This window comes from Roseixanthobacter finlandensis (genome assembly GCF_043195105.2).
Classification (GTDB): domain Bacteria; phylum Pseudomonadota; class Alphaproteobacteria; order Rhizobiales; family Xanthobacteraceae; genus NCEH01.
Genome location: NZ_CM195536.1, coordinates 4,993,605 through 5,011,656 on the forward strand (window position 1 = coordinate 4,993,605; position 18,052 = coordinate 5,011,656).

Consider the following 18,052-nt stretch of genomic DNA (forward strand, 5'->3'; position numbering starts at 1 on the left):
GGGAGTGCCCGCGCTCGCAACGCGCGCAACCTCGAGCCTGGCTTTGCCGGGCCTTGAGGTCTAACGAAACTCACCCCTTCGTGGGCAGAATGGCGATACCCGTTAGAATGGCCGAGCGGCAGACCAGCTTCGAGTATGAAGACCTCCTCGCATGCGGACGTGGCGAACTGTTCGGTCCCGGCAACGCCCAATTGCCGCTGCCCCCCATGCTCATGTTCGATCGCATCGCGGAGATTTCCGAGACCGGCGGCGAATTCGGCAAGGGGTTCATGCGCGCGGAACTCGCCGTGCGGCCGGACCTGTGGTTCTTCGATTGCCACTTCAAGGGCGATCCGGTGATGCCGGGCTGCCTCGGGCTGGACGCCATGTGGCAGTTGGTGGGATTTTATCTCGGCTGGCTCGGCTCCACCGGGCGGGGGCGGGCGCTCGGCCTCGGCGAGCTGAAATTCTCCGGCCAGGTGCTGCCGACCGTCTCCAAGGTGGTCTATGGCATCGAGTTCAAGCGCGTCATGCGCTCCAAGCTGGTGCTCGGCATCGCCGACGGCTGGCTGGAGGCCGACGGCACGGTGATCTATCGCGCCAAGGACTTGAAGGTCGGTTTGTTCCAGGCGGACGCCCCGGCGCCGGTGGGCGGCTGACACCGCTCCGCCACGATTGCCGGCCAGGGTGCCGGTCCGATTTAGGGAGGTGACATGCGTCGCGTCGTCGTGACCGGAATGGGCATTGTATCGTCCATCGGTAATTCCACCCAGGAAGTCCTGGCCAGCCTGCATGAAGCCCGCAGCGGCGTCACGTTCGCGGAAGATTACGCCAAGCTCGGCTTCCGCTCGCAGGTGCAGGGCGCCCCGACGCTGAAGGCCGACGAGGTCGTGGACCGGCGCGCCATGCGCTTCCACGGCGGCGGCACCGCGTGGAACCATGTGGCCATGGACCAGGCGATCCGCGACGCGGGCCTTGAGCAGAGCGAGATTTCCAGCGAGCGCACCGGCCTCATCATGGGCTCGGGCGGCTCCTCCACCAAGACCATCGTGGAAGCCGCCGACACCGCGCGCACCAAGGGTCCCAAGCGCGTCGGCCCGTTCGCGGTGCCGAAGGCCATGTCCTCCACCGCCTCGGCGACGCTCTCCACCTGGTTCAAGATCAAGGGCCTGAGCTATTCCATCTCGGCCGCCTGCGCGACCACCAACATCTGCATCGGCAATGCCTATGAGCTGATCCAGTTCGGCAAGCAGGACATGATCTTCGCCGGCGGCTGCGAGGATCTGGACTGGACGCTCTCCGTGCTGTTCGACGGCATGGGCGCCATGTCCTCCAATTTCAACGACCGTCCTGCGGTCGCCTCGCGCGCCTATGACAAGGACCGCGACGGCTTCGTCATCTCCGGCGGCGCAGGCGTGCTGGTGCTGGAAGAACTGGAGCACGCCAAGGCGCGCGGCGCCCGCATCTATGCGGAAATCGCCGGCTATGGCGCCACCTCCGACGGCTCCGACATGGTCGCGCCCTCCGGCGAGGGCGCCGCGCGGGCGATGAAGCTGGCACTCTCCGGCATCAAGGCGCCGATCGACTATATCAACCCGCACGCCACTTCCACCCCGATCGGGGACCTAAAGGAAATCGAGGCGATCCGCGCGGTGTTCGGCGACAAGTGCCCGCCGATCTCCGCCACCAAGTCGCTCACCGGCCATTCCCAGGGCGCCACCGGCGTGCATGAGGCGATCTATTCCATCCTGATGATGCAGAACGGCTTCATCACCAAGAGCGCGCATATCGACGAGATCGACCCGGCCTTCGCCGACATGCCGATCGTGCGCGAGCGGGTGGACAATGCGAAGCTCGGCCATGTGCTGTCCAACGGCTTCGGCTTCGGCGGCGCCAATGCCAGCCTGGTGCTGAAGCATCTCGACGCCTGAGCCTCTCCCCCGGCACCGGCCGCACGGCCGCTGCCGGGACAGCACGGCGAGAACCGTCAGGTTCTGAAATGCCAGGTGATCACGTTCGGGCACGCGGGAGCGACTTGGCGATGGTTTCTGGCGGCAAGGTCTGATAATCGCCCTTTCGAACGTTTCCGACCCGACAGGGTCACACCTGGGGTAGCCGGCAATGCAGGACCTGATGAAAGGCAAGCGCGGCCTCGTGATGGGGGTGGCCAACGACCATTCCATCGCATGGGGCATCGCCAAGGCCTTGGCCGGTCAGGGCGCCGAACTGGCCTTCACCCACCAGGGCGAGGCCATGGCCAAGCGGGTGCGCCCGCTGGCGGAAAGCCTCGGCTCCACCATCATCGCGCCCTGCGACGTGGAAGACCTCGCCAGCGTGGATGCGCTGTTTTCCCGGCTAAGGGACGAATGGGGCACGCTGGATTTCGTGGTCCATGCGGTCGCCTTCTCGGACAAGTCGGAGCTGAAGGGCCGCTACGCGGACAGCAGCCGGGAGAATTTCTCCCGCACCATGATCATTTCCTGCTTCTCCTTCACCGAGATCGCCAAGCGGGCGGCGGACCTGATGCCGAAGGGCGGCGCGCTGCTGACCCTGACGTTCGGCGGCTCCACCCGCGTGATGCCCAATTACAATGTGATGGGCGTTGCCAAGGCGGCGCTTGAAGCGAGCGTGCGCTATCTCGCCGCCGATTTCGGCCCGGCTGGCGTCCGCGTCAACGCGCTGTCCGCCGGCCCGGTGCGCACGCTGGCGGGCGCGGGCATCGCCGATGCTCGGCTGATGTTCAATTACCAGAAGCGCCACGCCCCCCTGCGCCGCACGGTGAGCATCGAGGAAGTAGGCAATTCCGCGCTCTATCTGCTTTCGGATCTCTCCAGCGGCGTCACGGGGGAGACCCATTTCGTGGACAGCGGCTACAACATCATCTCCATGCCGCATCCCGACGTGCTGAAGACCCAGGAAGACGCCGAGGCGAAACTCGCCGGCGACCTTCCCGCCAACGCCGCCGAATAGCCGCGCGGACCTTCAGGCGCGTGGCCGCGTGCCTTTTCTCTCGTTCGTCAAGATCGGGAAGTCCCTGGATTGCAAGGAAAGGCACCCGGACGGGCGCGCCGCGTTTACATTTAACGCGATGCCCCTTCTCCTGCGGTATTCTGCTCCGCTATTGCCAAGGTCACGTTCATGTTCTAGCTGGGATGCTGGCTCCCCGGCATCGCAGCAACGAGATCATGCATGGACGCCCTCACACTGGGGTTAATCGTATTTGCGGCTCTGTTCGGCGGAGCGGCGATCGCCATACGGGTCGCGCCTCTTCTCCCGGCACATCATCTCAGCAAGGACAGCCAGGACGCGGTGAAGCTGGGCGTCGGCATGATCGCCGCCATGGCCTCCCTGGTACTGGGCCTGATGACCGCCTCGGTTAGCGGCAATTTCGGCAATGCCAGCAAGGATGTGAACAGCTACGCCCTGAACCTGCTCTCGCTCGACACGGACATGCGTCATTTTCAGCCGCAGAGCTGTCCGGCCCAGGTTCTTCTGGCGGATTATATCCGCAGCGTGCTGCATGAGACCTGGACCGGCGCGACGGATTTGCCCGAGCAGCGCAATTCGGCAGGCTCGGGGCAGATCCTGCTTCAGCTCGATGGCATGATTCACGACTGGACGCCCGCCACCGCCGATGATGCCGCCGTGCGGACGAATGTGCAGAACGGCTTGCGGACCGTTCTGACCAGCCGGTGGACCGTCAGCCAGGATTCCGCCGCCGCCATTCCCATCGCTTTCGTGATCGTCCTCGTTGCCTGGCTCGCTCTGATCTTCGTGAGCTTCGGCCTGTACTCCCCACCCAATATGGTGGTGATCGGCTCGCTGCTTCTGTGCGCCGCGTCCATTGCCGGCGCCCTGTTCCTGATTTCGGAAATGAGCGGGCCGTTCGACGGCCTGGTCAGCATCTCGCCCCAGCCCATGGTGAGGGTTTTAGACTTCATCGATACCCAGGGCTGTGGAAAATAGCCGCGACCAGGTTTCCGGCACATCTGACGACACCGGTGCGCCGGCATCCATCAAGTCCATGTTTTATCTTCATTCCGGACGCACGTGCGCGAAGCACGTCCAAGGGGTCGGCTGGGCAAGCCGGCCGGTGCCTTTCCAAGAACCGCAGGGTGCAAGCCGCAGGGTGAAGAGCCGCAGGGTGAAGAGCCGCAGGGCGCGCGGCAGGCGGTCCAGCGACACGACAGCCTCGGGCAAGCGTTTGGGCGGATCTTGGGGAGCGCTTATCAACCGTGGACAGACACAATGGCCATCCGCATGGGCATCGGCCTGAAGCTCGGGATTGCTTCCGGTATAGTAATCCTCCTGTCTGGAGGGATCATATTCAGCCAGCAATATGCCGCCTCCCAAATTGCGGCTGCGGACAAGGCTGCCGAAACGGAAAGCGATATTCTTTCAAGAACACAACACGTCGGCTTTTTGCTCGGCCAGATACAGGTGAATGCCAATGACATCCGCCTGGCGGTGGCCGGCTGGGAGGTGGATGTCCTGTTGGGCAAGATCTCCATCGACATGTCCGCGGCGAAAACGGAATTGGACAAGACCATCGCGCTGATCACCGAGAAGGAGGCCGCGGACGGCTATCGCCGGATCAAGGCGCGCCTCTCCCACATCGATACCGGCGTGGCGGAGATCGCCGCGACGCAGAAGGCGGAAATCGCGTCGTTCGCCGCGCGCAACGATATCATCACGCAGTGGGATCCCGCGCTTCGCGATCTTCGGAACGAGATCAAGATGTCGAGCGGTGTGACCACCGCCCAGGCCAGCACCGCCGAGGCGGCGCTTATGGTGCTCGATGAGCACTTGCGCGGCATCGACGCCGCCGCATGGCGTTTCGCGACCACCGGAGACGGCGGCGAAGCTCTCATGGTCGATGAGGACGAAAAGCGGGGACAGGCCGCACTCGACCTGATCGCAACATCCATCGCGAGCGATGGCGCGATCGCCGGAAAGATCGCGGCCATCGGTGGTTTGTTTAAGGATTATATCGTCGCGGCCCGCGATGCGTTCAAGCAAGTGCAGATCCGAAAGGACGTTCTGGAGCAGCGCCTTCGCCCCGGCACCGAATATGCCAGTGCCCAGATCAAGGCGGCGGTGGTCAGCGCCACCGCCCGCTCCAAGGCGCTCGATGAAGTGTCCTCGGCGGAACTCTCCTCCGGCCTGCTCCAGATCCTGGCACTCACCATCATCGCCATTGCGGCGGCCATCGCCTCGGCCGCCTATTCGGTGGTCGCCATCGCGCGACCGATCAAGCACCTGAGCAGCGCCATGGAACAGGTCTCGAGCGGCGATTTCGCCGCGCAGATCCCCTACGCCCGCCGAAACGACGAACTGGGCGACCAGGCGCGGGCCCTCACCGTATTCCGCGACGGGCTGGCCGAAGCCGAACACATGCGTCAGCAGCGCAGCATCGAGGAGCGTCAGACGGTGGAGCGGCGCAAAGCGGAGATGCGCGCGCTCGCCGATCAGTTTGAAAGCGCCATCGGCGCCGTGGTGGATACGGTGGCCTCGGCCGCGACCGAATTGCAGCAGGCGGCGGAGACGCTCAGCTCCACCGCCGAGGAAACCACGGCCCAGGCCGCCGCCGTCGCGTCGGCGGCCGGCCTTGCCACCACCAATGTGCAGTCGGTCGCCTCGGCGGTCGAGGAACTCTCCGCCTCCGCACGGGCTATCGGCGAGCGCCTGCGCCAGTCCACGCAGATGACCGAGCGCGCCGTGACGGAAGTGGACAATACCAACGGCCAGATGGGCGAGTTGCGTGCCTGCGCCGACCAGATCGGCAGCATCGTCAGCGTCATCGACACCCTCGCGGGTCAGACCAATCTGCTGGCGCTGAACGCCACCATCGAGTCGGCCCGCGCCGGCGAGGCAGGCCGCGGCTTCGCTGTGGTCGCGCAGGAAGTGAAGCAGCTGGCCGGGCAGACCGCCAAGGCCACAGCCGATATCGCCGAGCGCGTCTCGGGCATCCAGGAGTCCACCGGCGACGTGCTCGGCGCGATCACTGGCTTCAGCCGCACCATCGTCGAGCTGAACGCCGGCTCGCTGGCCATCGCCGCCGCCATGGACGAGCAGAATGCCACCACCGGCGAGGTCGCCCGCAGCATCCAGCAGGCGGCCACCGGAACCCATGAGGTGACCACCAATATCGCCGGCGTGGAACGGGCCTCCCAGGCCTCCGCCAGCGCCGCCGTGCAGGTGCTCTCCTCCGCCACCGGGCTGTCACAGCAAGCCGAGCTTCTGCGCGGCCAGGTGCGCACCTTCCTCACCACGGTGCGCGCGGCGTGAGGGGGTCCGATCGCACGGCGCTCACCGGAGCGCTTGCGCGATCACCCGCAGCGCTGCGCCGTTCGTCTGGGCGACGTTGAAGCGCATCAGCTCGCCGGCCGATTGGGTGACGCTGAAGACATTGCCCGGCGCGAGCACCACCCCCTCGCGCAGCGCTCCCTTGGCGAGCTGCCCCGCGTCGCGCCCGTCGGGCAGGCGGCACCATAGAAAGAAGCCGCCGCGCGGCAGCGTCCAGGGGCGGATGCCGAGCGTTTCGAGTTGGCCGACCACTTCCCGGCGGCGTTTCGCGAGCCGGGTCCGCAGCCCGGCGAGATGCTTGCGATAGCTGCCGTCGCTCAGGGTCGCGAACACCAGCTCGGCCGCGACCGGGCTCGGCCCGCCGAAATTCGTCGCCACCTGAAGATCGATGAGGCCCTCGATCCAATCCGGCCGGGCGACGATATAGCCGCAGCGGATCGAGGCCGACAGCGTCTTGGAGAAGCTGCCGATGCGGATCACGCGCGCAAGCCCGTCCAGCGCGGCAAGGCGGGGCGACGGCTCGGGCTCGAAATCGGCCAGGATCTCATCCTCCACGATGGTCAAATCGTGGGCCGCGGCGAGGGTCAGGATGCGATGGGCGGTCTTCGGCGAGAGCGTCGCGCCAGTGGGATTGTGGAGCGCCGCATTGGTGAGATAGAGGCACGGGCGATGGGCCGCCAGCGCCTCGGCGAAGCGCGCGACGTCGGGCCCGCCTGGCGTATAGGGCACGCTGACAATCCGCGCCCCATGGGCGCGCAGCACCGCCTGGAAATTGAAATAGCAGGGATCGTCCACCAGTACCGTATCGCCGGGCTTCAGCAGGAACCGGCAGAGCAGGTCCATGGCCCGCGAGCCCGACGGCGCAAGCAGGATCTGGTCCGCCCCCGCCTCGATCCCCTCGGCCGCGAACTGGCGCGCGAGCAGCCGGCGCAGGGCGAGCGATCCGCGCGTGGGCCCGTAATCGGTCAACACCGCGCTGTCCGCGCGGGCGAGCGCGCGGATCGCCCGGCGGATCGCGGCTTCTGGCATCCAGTCGGCCGGCAGCCAGCCGCAGCCGGGCCGCAGGGTTTCGGGCGCGGCATCGAGCGATTGGCGCGACACCCACAAGGGATCGATGGCGCGGTCGAGCTGCGGCGCCACGTCCCGCAGCGCGCCGGCCGGTACGGCGCCGGCGACATAGAAGCCGGAACCGGGACGCGAGCGGATCAGTCCTTCCGCCGCGAGCCGGTCGTACGCCTCGACGACGGTGGAGGGCGAGACCTGCATGTCGCGGGCAAACTTGCGGATCGAGGGCAGCTTTTCGCCCGCCGTCAGGACCCGGGTCGCCATGCGGCGGCGGATCTCGGCCATGACCGAAACCGTCCGCGTCGGATGCGCTCCCTCCGGAGCGGCACCCGCCTGCGCCGGGGCGGCATCTTCGTGGCGGGGATCTTCGTGGCGGGCATCTTGCCGGCCCGCATCTTCCTGGGCGGCGCCGCTTGCCGCCGCACCATCCGCGTCACTGTTCGCCAAGTGTGCGGCCTCCGTGACCCATACTGTTCGACTTCACCGTATGGGTGTGTGGCTGTCGCCGCAATCCCGGCCGCGCTATCGCGGCGGGAGAGGCGAGGGACACCATCATGCAGCGTGGGACGGAGGGCTGGGGCAGCGGCCTCCTCGGCGTGATCATCTTCAGCGGGTCGCTTCCGGCGACGCGTGTGGCGGTGGGTGGATTTTCGCCCCTATTCCTCACCTCGGCCCGCGCGGTCATCGCCGCTTTGCTCGGTGCGGCCCTGCTCGCGCTGCTGCGCCAGAAGCGTCCCGCCAGCGGCGATCTCCTGCCGCTGGCGGTGGTGGCGCTCGGGGTGGTCATCGGCTTTCCGCTCCTCACCGCGCTCGCGCTCCAGCACATCACCTCCGCCCATTCGATCGTGTTCATCGGCCTCTTGCCGCTGGCCACGGCTCTGTTCGGCGTGATCCGGGGCGGCGAGCGGCCGAAGCCGGCCTTCTGGCTGTTCTCGGTGGCCGGCGCCGCCGCGGTGGCGGGATTTGCTTTGGCGGGCGGCAGTTCGGCCTCGCTCGTCGGCGATCTGCTGATGGTCGCGGCGATCCTCGTCTGCGGCCTCGGCTATGCGGAAGGCGCCCGCCTCTCCCGCCATCTGGGGGGATGGCAGGTGATCTCCTGGGCGCTCGTTCTCGCCCTGCCGGTGATGGCGGTGATCGCGCTTTTCACCGTGCCGCAGACCTGGAGCGGCATCGGCGGCCCGGCGTGGCTGGGCCTTGCCTATGTCTCGGTGTTTTCCATGCTGGTGGGCTTCGTCTTCTGGTACCGGGGCCTGGCGCTGGGCGGCATCGCCGGGGTGGGCCAGCTCCAATTGCTCCAGCCCTTCTTCGGGCTCGCGCTCGCAGGGCTGCTGCTGGGGGAGCCCGTGGCCTGGACCATGGTGGCGGCCGCCGCCGTCGTGGTGCTCTGCGTCGCCGGCTCGCGGCGTTTTGCGTGAGGACGCGCCGACACGGAGGACGCGCGAAACCGCAAAAGCCGCGCACAAACAAAAAGGGCGACCCGAGGGCCGCCCTTTCCTGTTCTAATCCGCAGGGGGCTGCCGATCACTCGGCGGCGCCGGCCTCGGTCTCCTCCTTGGCCGCATCGCGGGCCGCGTCGCGGTCGGCCTTTTCCTTGGCTTCCAGATCCTCGCCGGTGGTCTGATCGACCACCTTCATGGACAGGCGGGTCTTGCCGCGCTCGTCGAAGCCGACCAGCTTGACCTTGACCTTGTCGCCTTCCTTGACCACGTCCGAGGTCTTGTTGACGCGCTCCTTGCCCAGCTGGGAGATGTGGACCAGGCCGTCCTTGGACCCGAAGAAGTTCACGAAGGCGCCGAAGTCCACGACCTTCACGACCGTGCCGTCATAGATCTGGCCGACTTCCGGCTCGGAGGCGATCGACTTGATCCAATTGATCGCCGCCTTGATCGACTCGCCGTTGGCGGACGCGATCTTGATGGTGCCGTCGTCCTCGATGTTGATCTTGGCGCCGGTCTTCTCGACGATCTCGCGGATCACCTTGCCGCCGGAACCGATCACTTCGCGGATCTTGTCCACCGGGATGTTCATCACCTCGATGCGCGGGGCATGCTCGCCGAGTTCCGAACGCGCGGAGGTCAGGGCCTTGGCCATCTCGCCGAGGATATGGGCGCGGCCTTCCTTGGCCTGGCCGAGGGCGACCTTCATGATCTCCTCGGTGATGCCGGCGATCTTGATGTCCATCTGGAGCGCGGTGACGCCGCGATCCGTGCCGGCCACCTTGAAGTCCATGTCGCCGAGGTGATCCTCGTCGCCCAGGATGTCCGAAAGAACGGCGAACTTGCCCTCTTCCAGGATCAGGCCCATGGCGATGCCGGCCACCGGACGGCGCAGGGGAACGCCCGCATCCATCAGCGAGAGCGAGGCGCCGCAGACCGTCGCCATGGACGACGAGCCGTTGGATTCCAGGATCTCGGAGACCACGCGCAGGGTGTAGGGGAATTCATGCTTCGGCGGCAGCATGGGGCGGATGGCGCGCCATGCGAGCTTGCCGTGGCCGATTTCGCGGCGGCCGGGCGAACCCATGCGGCCGGCTTCGCCCACCGAGAAGGGGGGGAAGTTGTAGTGCAGCAGGAAGTGCTCCTTATAGGTGCCTTCCAGGCTGTCGATGAACTGCTCGTCCTCGCCGGTGCCCAGCGTGGCGACAACCAGCGCCTGGGTCTCGCCGCGGGTGAACAAGGCCGAGCCGTGGGCGCGCGGCAGCACGCCGACTTCGGAGACGATCGGGCGCACGGTGCGCACGTCGCGGCCGTCGATGCGGATGCCGTCGTCGAGGATGGCCCAGCGCACGATCTTGGCTTCGAGCGCCTTGAGCACTTCGCCGACCTGCTGGCTGGCCGGGGCGGGCTGGCCGTCCATGGCCAGTTCCTCGAAATACTTCTTCACCTTGGACTTGGCGGCGCCGACCGCTTCATAGCGGGACTGCTTCTGCACGATCTTATAGGCGGCGCGCAGATCGGCTTCGGCGATTTCGCGGATCTTGGCTTCCAGCGCCGAATTATCGGCGGCGGCGAACGCGCGCGGCTCCTTGGCGGCCTTCTCGGCGAGGCGGATGATGGCCTCGATCACCGGCTGGAAATGGCGGTGGCCGAACATGACCGCGCCGAGCATGATTTCCTCGGGCAGCTCCTTGGCTTCCGATTCCACCATCAGCACGGCATCGCCGGTGCCGGCGACCACGAGGTCGAGCGCGCTTTCCTTGAGCTCGTCGGTGGTCGGGTTCAGCACATATTCATTGTCGATGAAGCCGACGCGGGCGCCGCCGATGGGGCCCATGAAGGGCACGCCGGAGAGCGTGAGCGCGGCGGAAGCGCCGACGATGCCGGCGATGTCCGGATCATTCTCCAGATCGTGCGCCAGCACGGTGATGACCACCTGGGTCTCGTTGCGATAGCCGTCGGCGAACAGCGGGCGGATCGGGCGGTCGATCAGGCGGGAGACCAGGGTCTCCTTTTCGCTCGGACGGCCTTCGCGCTTGAAATAGCCGCCGGGAATGCGGCCGGCCGCATAGGTCTTTTCCTGGTAATTGACCGTCAGCGGGAAGAAATCGATGCCGGGCTTCGCCTCACGGGCGGAAACGGCGGTGGCGAGAACCTTGGTGTCGCCATAGGTGACAAGCACCGCGCCATCAGCCTGGCGGGCCATCTTGCCGGTTTCGAGGATCAGGGTACGTCCACCCCAATCCAGTTCCTCGCGATGAATATCGAACATGGAATTATCTCTCTCGTCCTTCGAAGCGGGAGAGCCATGAGCAAGACGGCCGGACGCACCGCGCGCCTGCGCTTCCCGCATCGGGAAGGCGTGCGACGGTTGCGTCCGGCGATCCTGCCATGACTTTCCCTTGAGCTTCGCTTTTGCGCGGCGGGCCCCATGCCCGACACGTCGTGCCCCGCCTCACGGGCGAGGCACCGGAGCCCGACGCGGAAAAGGTCCGACCTTTTCGACCGCGGCAGGCTCCGCCGGCATCAGCGACGCAGGCCCAGACGCTCGATCAGCGCCTTGTAACGGGCTTCGTCCTTGCGCTTCAGATAGTCCAGAAGGCTGCGGCGGGTGGAGACCAGCTTCAGCAGGCCGCGGCGGGAATGGTTGTCCTTGTTATGGGACTTGAAGTGCTCGGTCAGGTTGGAGATGCGTTCGGACAGAATCGCAACCTGGACCTCCGGCGAACCCGTGTCGCCAGCCTTGGCACCGAAATCCTGAATGAGCGCCTGCTTGCGCTCGACCGTGATCGACATCGGATGATCCTTTCAGTCAGAAGAAAACGAAAGGCTCCGCCTTGGCACACGGGCCGCAGCTGCGAAAAACGGGCTGCGGAACACGGTGGCGAGGGGGCCTTGCCCATTCGGCCGGGCCGGGATGTCGTCCAGCGCGGTCAAAAGAAGGGCGTGCGCAAATCCTGGAAAACTCCAGTGCTCTGCACGCGGGCACCATACACGAAAGCCCCTCAAGCGCCAGTGCTTCTTGAAACCGGCGCCGCGACGGCGTTTTCCCACCAGCGCCGCGGCGCGCTTGCGCCTCTCGCGGCGGTCCCTCCTCAACCCTTCGCGCCTCTTCCCCCTCCCTAGCCCTCCCCCGTAAACGGGAGAGGGGATGGGCCGGGTTTATGGGGAGCTGCAGGTACCGCAAGCCCCCTAAACTCCCTCTCCCGCCTGCGGGGGAGGGTTGGGGAGGGGGCAAGCACAATCTCGGCGAAGTGAGCTCTATCGGGCCGAATTTAGCCGGAGAAGGACCTCTCTCACGCCGTGCGGCGCAGGGCGCGGGGCATGGCGCGGGACCAGTTGAACACGCGGTGCGGGCGGATTTCGCCTTCCACCATGTCGCCGATGGCGATCAGGCTGCCTTGGCAGCTCACCGCCACATGGCCGTCGAAGATCGGCGCGTCGCGGCCGCGCAGGAACACATTCTGCCCGCAGCGCAGGCGATGGGCGTCCTGCGGCGACACCGAGAGCTGCGGCAGATCCTCCAGCGCGCAGTCGAGCGGGTCGAGCGCCTCGAACAGCGGCCCCTCGCCGGCATCGGCGCGGGCGCGCAGATCGTCGAGCGTCACCAATTGCTCTTCCAGGAACGCCCCCACCGCCGCGCGGCGCAGCATGGAGACATGCCCGCACGTGCCGAGCATGCGGCCGAGGTCGCGGGCGATGGCGCGCACATAGGTGCCCTTGCCGCATTCCGCTTCCAGCACCGCATGGTCGGCGTCGGGACGGGCCACGAGATCGAGCCGGTGGATCACCACCGGGCGGGCCTCCAGCACCACCTGCTCGCCCTCGCGGGCCAGATCATAGGCGCGCGCGCCGGCGATCTTCAGAGCCGAATAGGCCGGCGGCACCTGCATCACCTCGCCCCGGAACTGCTCCAGCGCGTCGAGAATATCCTCATCGCTCGGGCGCACGTCGCTGGTGGCGACCGGCGTGCCCTCGGCATCGTCGGTATCCATCTCGGTGCCGAAGCGCACGGTGAAGCGATAGGTCTTCTGCCCGTCCATCACATAGGGCACGGTCTTGGTGGCCTCGCCGAAGGCGATCGGCAGGCAGCCGGAGGCGAGCGGATCGAGCGTGCCCGCATGGCCCGCCTTCTTGGCGTTGAACAGGCGCTTCACCACCGAAACCGCCTGGGTCGAGGTCATGCCGATGGGCTTGTCGAGCAGCACCCAGCCGTCGATGTCGCGCTTGGGCAGGCGCGGACGCTCGGGATCGTCCGGCGCGCGCGGCGTGCGGGGGCGCGGATCGGCGCTCTTATAGCGGGGGCGCTCACCCTCGCGCGGGGCGCGGCCGCCGAATTCGCTCTGGCGCGCATCCTCGGCGCTCACGTGCTGGGTGCTCAGTTGCGGGGTGCTCGCCTGCGGGGCGTCGGCGGCCGGCAGGTCGGCCGGAGCCGGGTTCAGGTCCGCGTTGAGGTCCAGGGTCGCCACGCCGGCTTCGTCCTCGGTCCGCATCATTGGTCTTCCGTCTTGGTCTTGTCGTCGAGGGTAAAGGGCTCGTGTTCGAGATCGCGCAGCACTTCCGGCTGGCGCAGCAGCGCGTCGATGCGCGCGCCTTCCTCGAACGAGGTGTCCTTCATGAAGCGCAGGGCGGGAACCGATTTCAGCTCCACGCGGCGGCCGACCTCGGTGCGCAGCACCTTCTGGTGCACGGCCAGGGCCTTCAGCACCGGCTGGATGTCGGCGCCGCCGAGCGGCATGACATAGCAGGTGGCGATCTTCAGATCGGGCGACATGCGCACTTCCGGCACCGTGATGATGCGGCCGGTGAGCACCGGGTCCACCACCGCATCGCCGCGCGCGAGCACATCGGCCAGCGCGTGGCGCACCAGTTCGCCGACGCGCAGCATACGCTGGCTCGGGCCCGTGCCCGGTCCAGAACGAGTTTGAGTCTTCATTGTCGAAACCTTCTCGGCGCGCCGCTTTTCGCGGATCTTGAGCGCCATGGAAAACATGAGGCCGGCGGACTTGGACCGTCCGGCCTCGATGGCAATCATACCGGCAAACCCGGCGAACGCATGGCGTTGACGTCCCCTAAGGTCCCTCCCCCCTTGCGGGGGAGGGCTCGGGAGGGGGGTATTCTCCACGCAAACGATTTCCGCGCGGTCGGCGAGGCACCCCCCTCCCCGACCCTCCCCCACACGGGGGGAGGGAGGTCCTCGGAAAGGAGACGCCTCAGCCAGTCCTCACAGCGAGCGCTGGATGACCTCGACGCGGTAGCATTCGATCACGTCGCCGGCGCGCATGTCCTGGTAGTTCTCGAACGACATGCCGCATTCCTGGCCCGCGACCACCGTGTTCACGGCGTCCTTGAAGCGGTTCAGGGTGGCAAGCTTGCCTTCGTGGATCACCACATTGTCGCGGATCAGGCGCACGTGCTGGCCCCGCTCCACATTGCCGTCGGTGACGCGGCAGCCCGCGACCTTGCCCACCTTGGAGACCGCGAAGATCTCCAGGATGAGGGCATTGCCCAGCATCGTCTCGCGATTGATGGGGGCGAGCAGGCCGCTCATGGCCTTCTTCACGTCGTCCACCAGGTCGTAGATGATGTTGTAATAGCGGATCTCGATGCCGGCCTGTGCGGCGGCATCGCGGGCTTCCTTGTTGGCGCGCACGTTGAAGGCGATGATCGCGGCGCCGGAGGTTTCCGCCAGCGTCACGTCGCTCTCATTGATGCCGCCGGCACCGGCGTGGATCACGCGGGCCTGGACCTCGTCGTTGCCGACCTTCTCCAGCGCGCCGATGATGGCTTCCACCGAGCCCGACACGTCGCCCTTGATGATGAGCGGGAATTCCTTCCGGCCGGTCGACTTGACCTGGCTCATCATCTGTTCGAGCGAGCCGCGCATGGTGGCGGAGCGGGCCGCCGCCTTCTCGCGCTTCTGGCGCTGGCGGTAATCGGTGATCTCGCGGGCGCGGGCTTCGTTCTCTACCACCGCGAGGCGGTCGCCCGCCTCCGGGGTGCCGTTGAAGCCGAGCACTTCCACCGGCACCGAGGGGCCGGCTTCGTCCACATTGGCGCCGGTGTCGTTGATGAGGGCGCGCACGCGGCCCCATTCGGCACCCGCGACCACGATCTCGCCGATATGCAGCGTGCCGCGCTGAACCAGCACGGTCGCCACCGGGCCGCGACCGCGATCGAGCTTGGCCTCGACCACCGTTCCTTCCGCGGGGCGGGTGGGATCGGCGGTCAAATCGAGCAGTTCGCTCTGCAGGGCGATCAGCTCCAGCAGCTTGTCGAGGTTGAGCTTCTTGGTGGCGGAAACTTCCACTTCCAAGGTGTCGCCGCCCAGGCTTTCTACCTGGATCTCATACTGGAGCAGCTCGGTGCGCACGCGCTCGGGCTTGGCGTCCGGCTTGTCGATCTTGTTGATGGCGACAATGATCGGCACGCCCGCCGCCTTGGCGTGGGCGATGGCTTCCGCCGTCTGGGGCATCACGCCGTCGTCGGCCGCCACCACCAGCACCACGATGTCCGTCACCTTGGCGCCGCGGGCGCGCATGGCGGTGAAGGCGGCGTGGCCGGGGGTGTCGATGAAGGTGATCTTGCTGCCCGAAGGCGAGGTCACCTGATAGGCGCCGATGTGCTGGGTGATGCCGCCGGCCTCGCCGGAGACCACGGCGGTCTTGCGGATGGCGTCCAGCAGCGAGGTCTTGCCGTGGTCGACATGGCCCATGATGGTCACGACGGCCGGGCGCGGCTGCAGGGATTCGGGCGCGTCGACGGTGTCGAACAGGCCTTCTTCCACATCCGATTCCGACACGCGGCGCACCGTGTGCCCGAGATCCTCGGCGATCAGCTGGGCGGTGTCGGCGTCGACCACGTCCGTGATCTTCACCATCTGGCCCTGCTTCATCAGCATGCGGATCACGTCCACAGCCCGTTCGGACATGCGGTTGGCGAGTTCCTGGATGGTGATGGTCTCGGGCAGGATCACCTCGCGGCTGATCTTTTCCTTGGTCTCCTGCACCCGGTGGCCGGTCATGCGCTGGGTGCGGCGGCGGAACGAAGCGAGCGAGCGCTGGCGTTCCTCGTCGCCCGACAGGGCGGTCACGAGGGTCAGGCGGCCACGGCTCTTTTCGGCGCCGGGACCCTTGGGCAGCTTGGCCGGGGGCGCGGGACGCGGCGCGGCGGGACTGCGGCGGACCGCGGCGCCCTTGCGCTCTTCCTCTTCGCTCGTCTCGGTGGCGGTGGTGCCGGCGGGACGCGCGGTGAGGGGCCGGGCGGTGGTGGCCGCCGGAGCGGCGGTGCCGGAGCGGGCAGCGGCGCCGCTCTGGTCCTCGCCGCCGAAGCGCTTGCGCGCTTCCTGCTCGGCGCGGCGCTTGCTCTCGTCCTCGTTGGCGCGGCGGCTTTCTTCCTCGCGCTTGCGGGCTTCGGCGGCCTCGCGCTCGGCGCGTTCGATGCGCTCGCGCTCAGCGCGACGACGCGCCTCTTCCTCGGCGATCCGGCGCTCTTCCGCCATACGCCGCTCTTCCACTTCGCGGACGCGGGCGTCGGCAAGGGCGCTGGCGCGCATGTTGCGCTCTTCATCGGTCAGGGTGCGCAGCACCACGCCCGATCCGCCGGGGCGGTTGGAACCGGGACGCCCGGCCGGGGCGCCGCCGGCACCGGGGCGGCGCTCGCCGCTCGGTGCGGCACCGCCGCGCTGGGGGCCGCCCTGGCCGGGGCGCTGGCCCTGGCCGGACGCGGACGCACCGGAGCCGGATTGGCCGCCACGCTGCGGCGCGCCGGAGGCGCTGCGATTTCCACCCGCGCCGGCTGGGCGCGAGGAGGAGCCGGACGCACCGGTGCGGCCTTCGCCGGTCCGGGCGGATGCGGCGGGCCGGGTCTCGGCCGCACGCGGTTCCACCGCACGGGGTTCGGCCGCGCGGGGCTCTGGGGCTTTTGCCTCGGTTGGCTTTGCGTCCATCGGCTTTGCTTGCGAGACGGGTTCGGAGGGTGCCTTGGGGGCGGGAGCGGGTTCTGCCGACGCCTTCGCCTCGGCCGCCGGAGCGGCGGGCGCGGCAGCGGCCGGAGCGGGAACAGGCGCGGCGGGCGCGGCTGCCTTGGCTTCCACCGGAGCGGCGGGAGCCTCGACCACCGGCGGCTTGGCCACGGGAGTCTTCACCACGGGAGACTTCGCCGCCGGAGCGGCGGGGGCGGTCTCGGGCGCCTTGGCTTCCACCGGAGCGGCAGGGGCTTCAGCGCGGACCGGAGCGGTGGGCGGCGTAGGCACAGCCGGGCTGGGCGTAGCCGGGGCGGTTCCGGCAGGTGCAGCGGGCGCGGCCGGGCGCGGCGCGGCGGCCGCCGGCGCAGCCGGAGCAGCGCTCGCCGGCGCGGCGTCGCCCGGACCGAAGACGCGGCGCTTCACCTTCTCCACCACAACCGCCTTGGAGCGGCCATGGCTGAAGCTCTGGCGCACGGTGCCCTGCTCCACGGGTCGCTTGAGGGTCAGCGTCTTGCCGGTGGCAGGGTGGAGCGTCTTGTCGCCGGGTGTCTTAGTGTCGTTCATTCCGTATCCGTTCCTGGCATCCGGTCGAGCGTCAGGCCATGCCCGTCCGGTGCGCGGGCGGATGTTCCCATCCGCCAGCGCTCGAGCTTTCGGCAGCGCGCGAGAAATCCCGCGGTCGTCGGATGCGCGAGCAGCGCAGCGTGTACCACATTTGACCGCCCGAGCGCCAAGTCCAATTCGAGGCCCGATAAACAGTCGACGATGGCCACCGGGCTCATGCCGGCAGCTTCTCTCTGACGGGCGATGCCGTCGAGTTTGCGTTTCCCGTCCGGACGGCCGTCGGCAGCATGCAGCAGCACGCGCACAGGGTCCGCATGGAGGGCGGCATCCACCTTCGTGGTGCCGGTGATGACGCGGCCCGCTTTGTTCGCCATGGACAAGGCGCTGCGGACTTCGGTCAGCATCAGGGATTCGATGAGGTCGGGCAAATCCGGGGCGATGGTGCCCTTGCCCTTGAACGCGCGGCCGAACGCCTTGCGCTTCAACGCCTCGGCGAGGGCGGCGCGGGTCGCGGTGACCCAGGCGCCCCGGCCGGGAAGCTTAGCGGCGAGATCCGGAACGATGGTTCCGTCCGGCCCCAGCACGAAGCGGATCATCTCCGCCACCGGCGTGACGGCGCGCGTCGCGAGGCACAGACGCGCCAGCGGCGCACGCGCGGACACAAGCCCGCGCGGCCCCCCATCGGTCTCTTCCTCGATCAAACTCGCTGCCAGCACGCCGGGTCATCTCCTTTTCT

Annotated in this window: 13 protein-coding genes; 6 read left to right on the forward strand and 7 right to left on the reverse strand. The window is 67.7% G+C overall.

The window, feature by feature from the left end; translation table 11 throughout:
- The first annotated feature begins 107 nt into the window (after positions 1-107).
- The 5 genes from fabA (at position 108) to V5G24_RS23240 (ending at position 6,267) form a co-directional block, all read left to right on the forward strand.
- Positions 108-638, forward strand: a complete 531-nt coding sequence (gene fabA, locus V5G24_RS23220; RefSeq protein WP_394084069.1) for a 3-hydroxyacyl-[acyl-carrier-protein] dehydratase FabA — start codon at positions 108-110, stop codon at positions 636-638.
- A gap of 54 nt (positions 639-692) precedes the next feature.
- The gene (fabB, locus tag V5G24_RS23225; RefSeq protein ID WP_394084071.1) at positions 693-1,910 is read left to right on the forward strand and encodes a beta-ketoacyl-ACP synthase I; all 1,218 of its coding nucleotides are present in this window, start codon (positions 693-695) and stop codon (positions 1,908-1,910) included.
- Positions 1,911-2,100: 190 nt separating this feature from the next.
- Positions 2,101-2,949, forward strand: coding sequence for an enoyl-ACP reductase FabI (gene fabI / locus V5G24_RS23230; protein WP_394084073.1), 849 nt, complete (start codon positions 2,101-2,103; stop codon positions 2,947-2,949).
- A gap of 219 nt (positions 2,950-3,168) precedes the next feature.
- A complete protein-coding gene (locus V5G24_RS23235; RefSeq protein WP_394084075.1) occupies positions 3,169-3,945 on the forward strand; it encodes a bestrophin-like domain in 777 nt (258 codons plus the stop codon).
- 282 nt (positions 3,946-4,227) lie between these two features.
- Positions 4,228-6,267: a methyl-accepting chemotaxis protein gene (locus V5G24_RS23240; protein WP_394084077.1), complete on the forward strand. Its 2,040-nt coding sequence runs from the start codon at positions 4,228-4,230 to the stop codon at positions 6,265-6,267.
- Positions 6,268-6,288: 21 nt separating this feature from the next.
- On the opposite strand, the gene V5G24_RS23245 is transcribed toward V5G24_RS23240, so the two are convergent.
- Positions 6,289-7,635, reverse strand: coding sequence for an aminotransferase-like domain-containing protein (locus V5G24_RS23245; protein ID WP_394084521.1), 1,347 nt, complete (start codon positions 7,633-7,635; stop codon positions 6,289-6,291).
- 269 nt (positions 7,636-7,904) lie between these two features.
- Between V5G24_RS23245 and V5G24_RS23250 the strand changes: the two genes are divergently transcribed.
- Positions 7,905-8,765: a DMT family transporter gene (locus V5G24_RS23250; RefSeq protein WP_394084079.1), complete on the forward strand. Its 861-nt coding sequence runs from the start codon at positions 7,905-7,907 to the stop codon at positions 8,763-8,765.
- A gap of 106 nt (positions 8,766-8,871) precedes the next feature.
- Here V5G24_RS23250 and pnp read toward each other — a convergent pair whose 3' ends face one another.
- The 6 genes from pnp to V5G24_RS23280 form a co-directional block, all read right to left on the reverse strand.
- Positions 8,872-11,058 carry a polyribonucleotide nucleotidyltransferase gene (gene pnp / locus V5G24_RS23255; RefSeq protein ID WP_394084081.1) on the reverse strand — a complete coding sequence of 729 codons (2,187 nt, stop codon included), beginning with the start codon at positions 11,056-11,058 and terminating at the stop codon, positions 8,872-8,874.
- A 254-nt stretch (positions 11,059-11,312) separates the two neighbouring features.
- Positions 11,313-11,582 carry a 30S ribosomal protein S15 gene (gene rpsO, locus V5G24_RS23260; RefSeq protein WP_394046515.1) on the reverse strand — a complete coding sequence of 90 codons (270 nt, stop codon included), beginning with the start codon at positions 11,580-11,582 and terminating at the stop codon, positions 11,313-11,315.
- 500 nt (positions 11,583-12,082) lie between these two features.
- Entirely contained in the window at positions 12,083-13,282 is a 1,200-nt protein-coding gene (gene truB / locus V5G24_RS23265) for a tRNA pseudouridine(55) synthase TruB (protein WP_394084083.1), read from the reverse strand.
- The gene (rbfA, locus tag V5G24_RS23270; protein ID WP_394084085.1) at positions 13,279-13,722 is read right to left on the reverse strand and encodes a 30S ribosome-binding factor RbfA; all 444 of its coding nucleotides are present in this window, start codon (positions 13,720-13,722) and stop codon (positions 13,279-13,281) included. Before rbfA ends, truB begins: the two co-directional genes overlap by 4 nt.
- A gap of 288 nt (positions 13,723-14,010) precedes the next feature.
- A complete protein-coding gene (infB, locus tag V5G24_RS23275; protein WP_394084087.1) occupies positions 14,011-17,316 on the reverse strand; it encodes a translation initiation factor IF-2 in 3,306 nt (1,101 codons plus the stop codon).
- Positions 17,313-18,032 carry an RNA-binding protein gene (locus V5G24_RS23280; protein WP_394084089.1) on the reverse strand — a complete coding sequence of 240 codons (720 nt, stop codon included), beginning with the start codon at positions 18,030-18,032 and terminating at the stop codon, positions 17,313-17,315. Before V5G24_RS23280 ends, infB begins: the two co-directional genes overlap by 4 nt.
- Positions 18,033-18,052 lie beyond the last annotated feature (20 nt).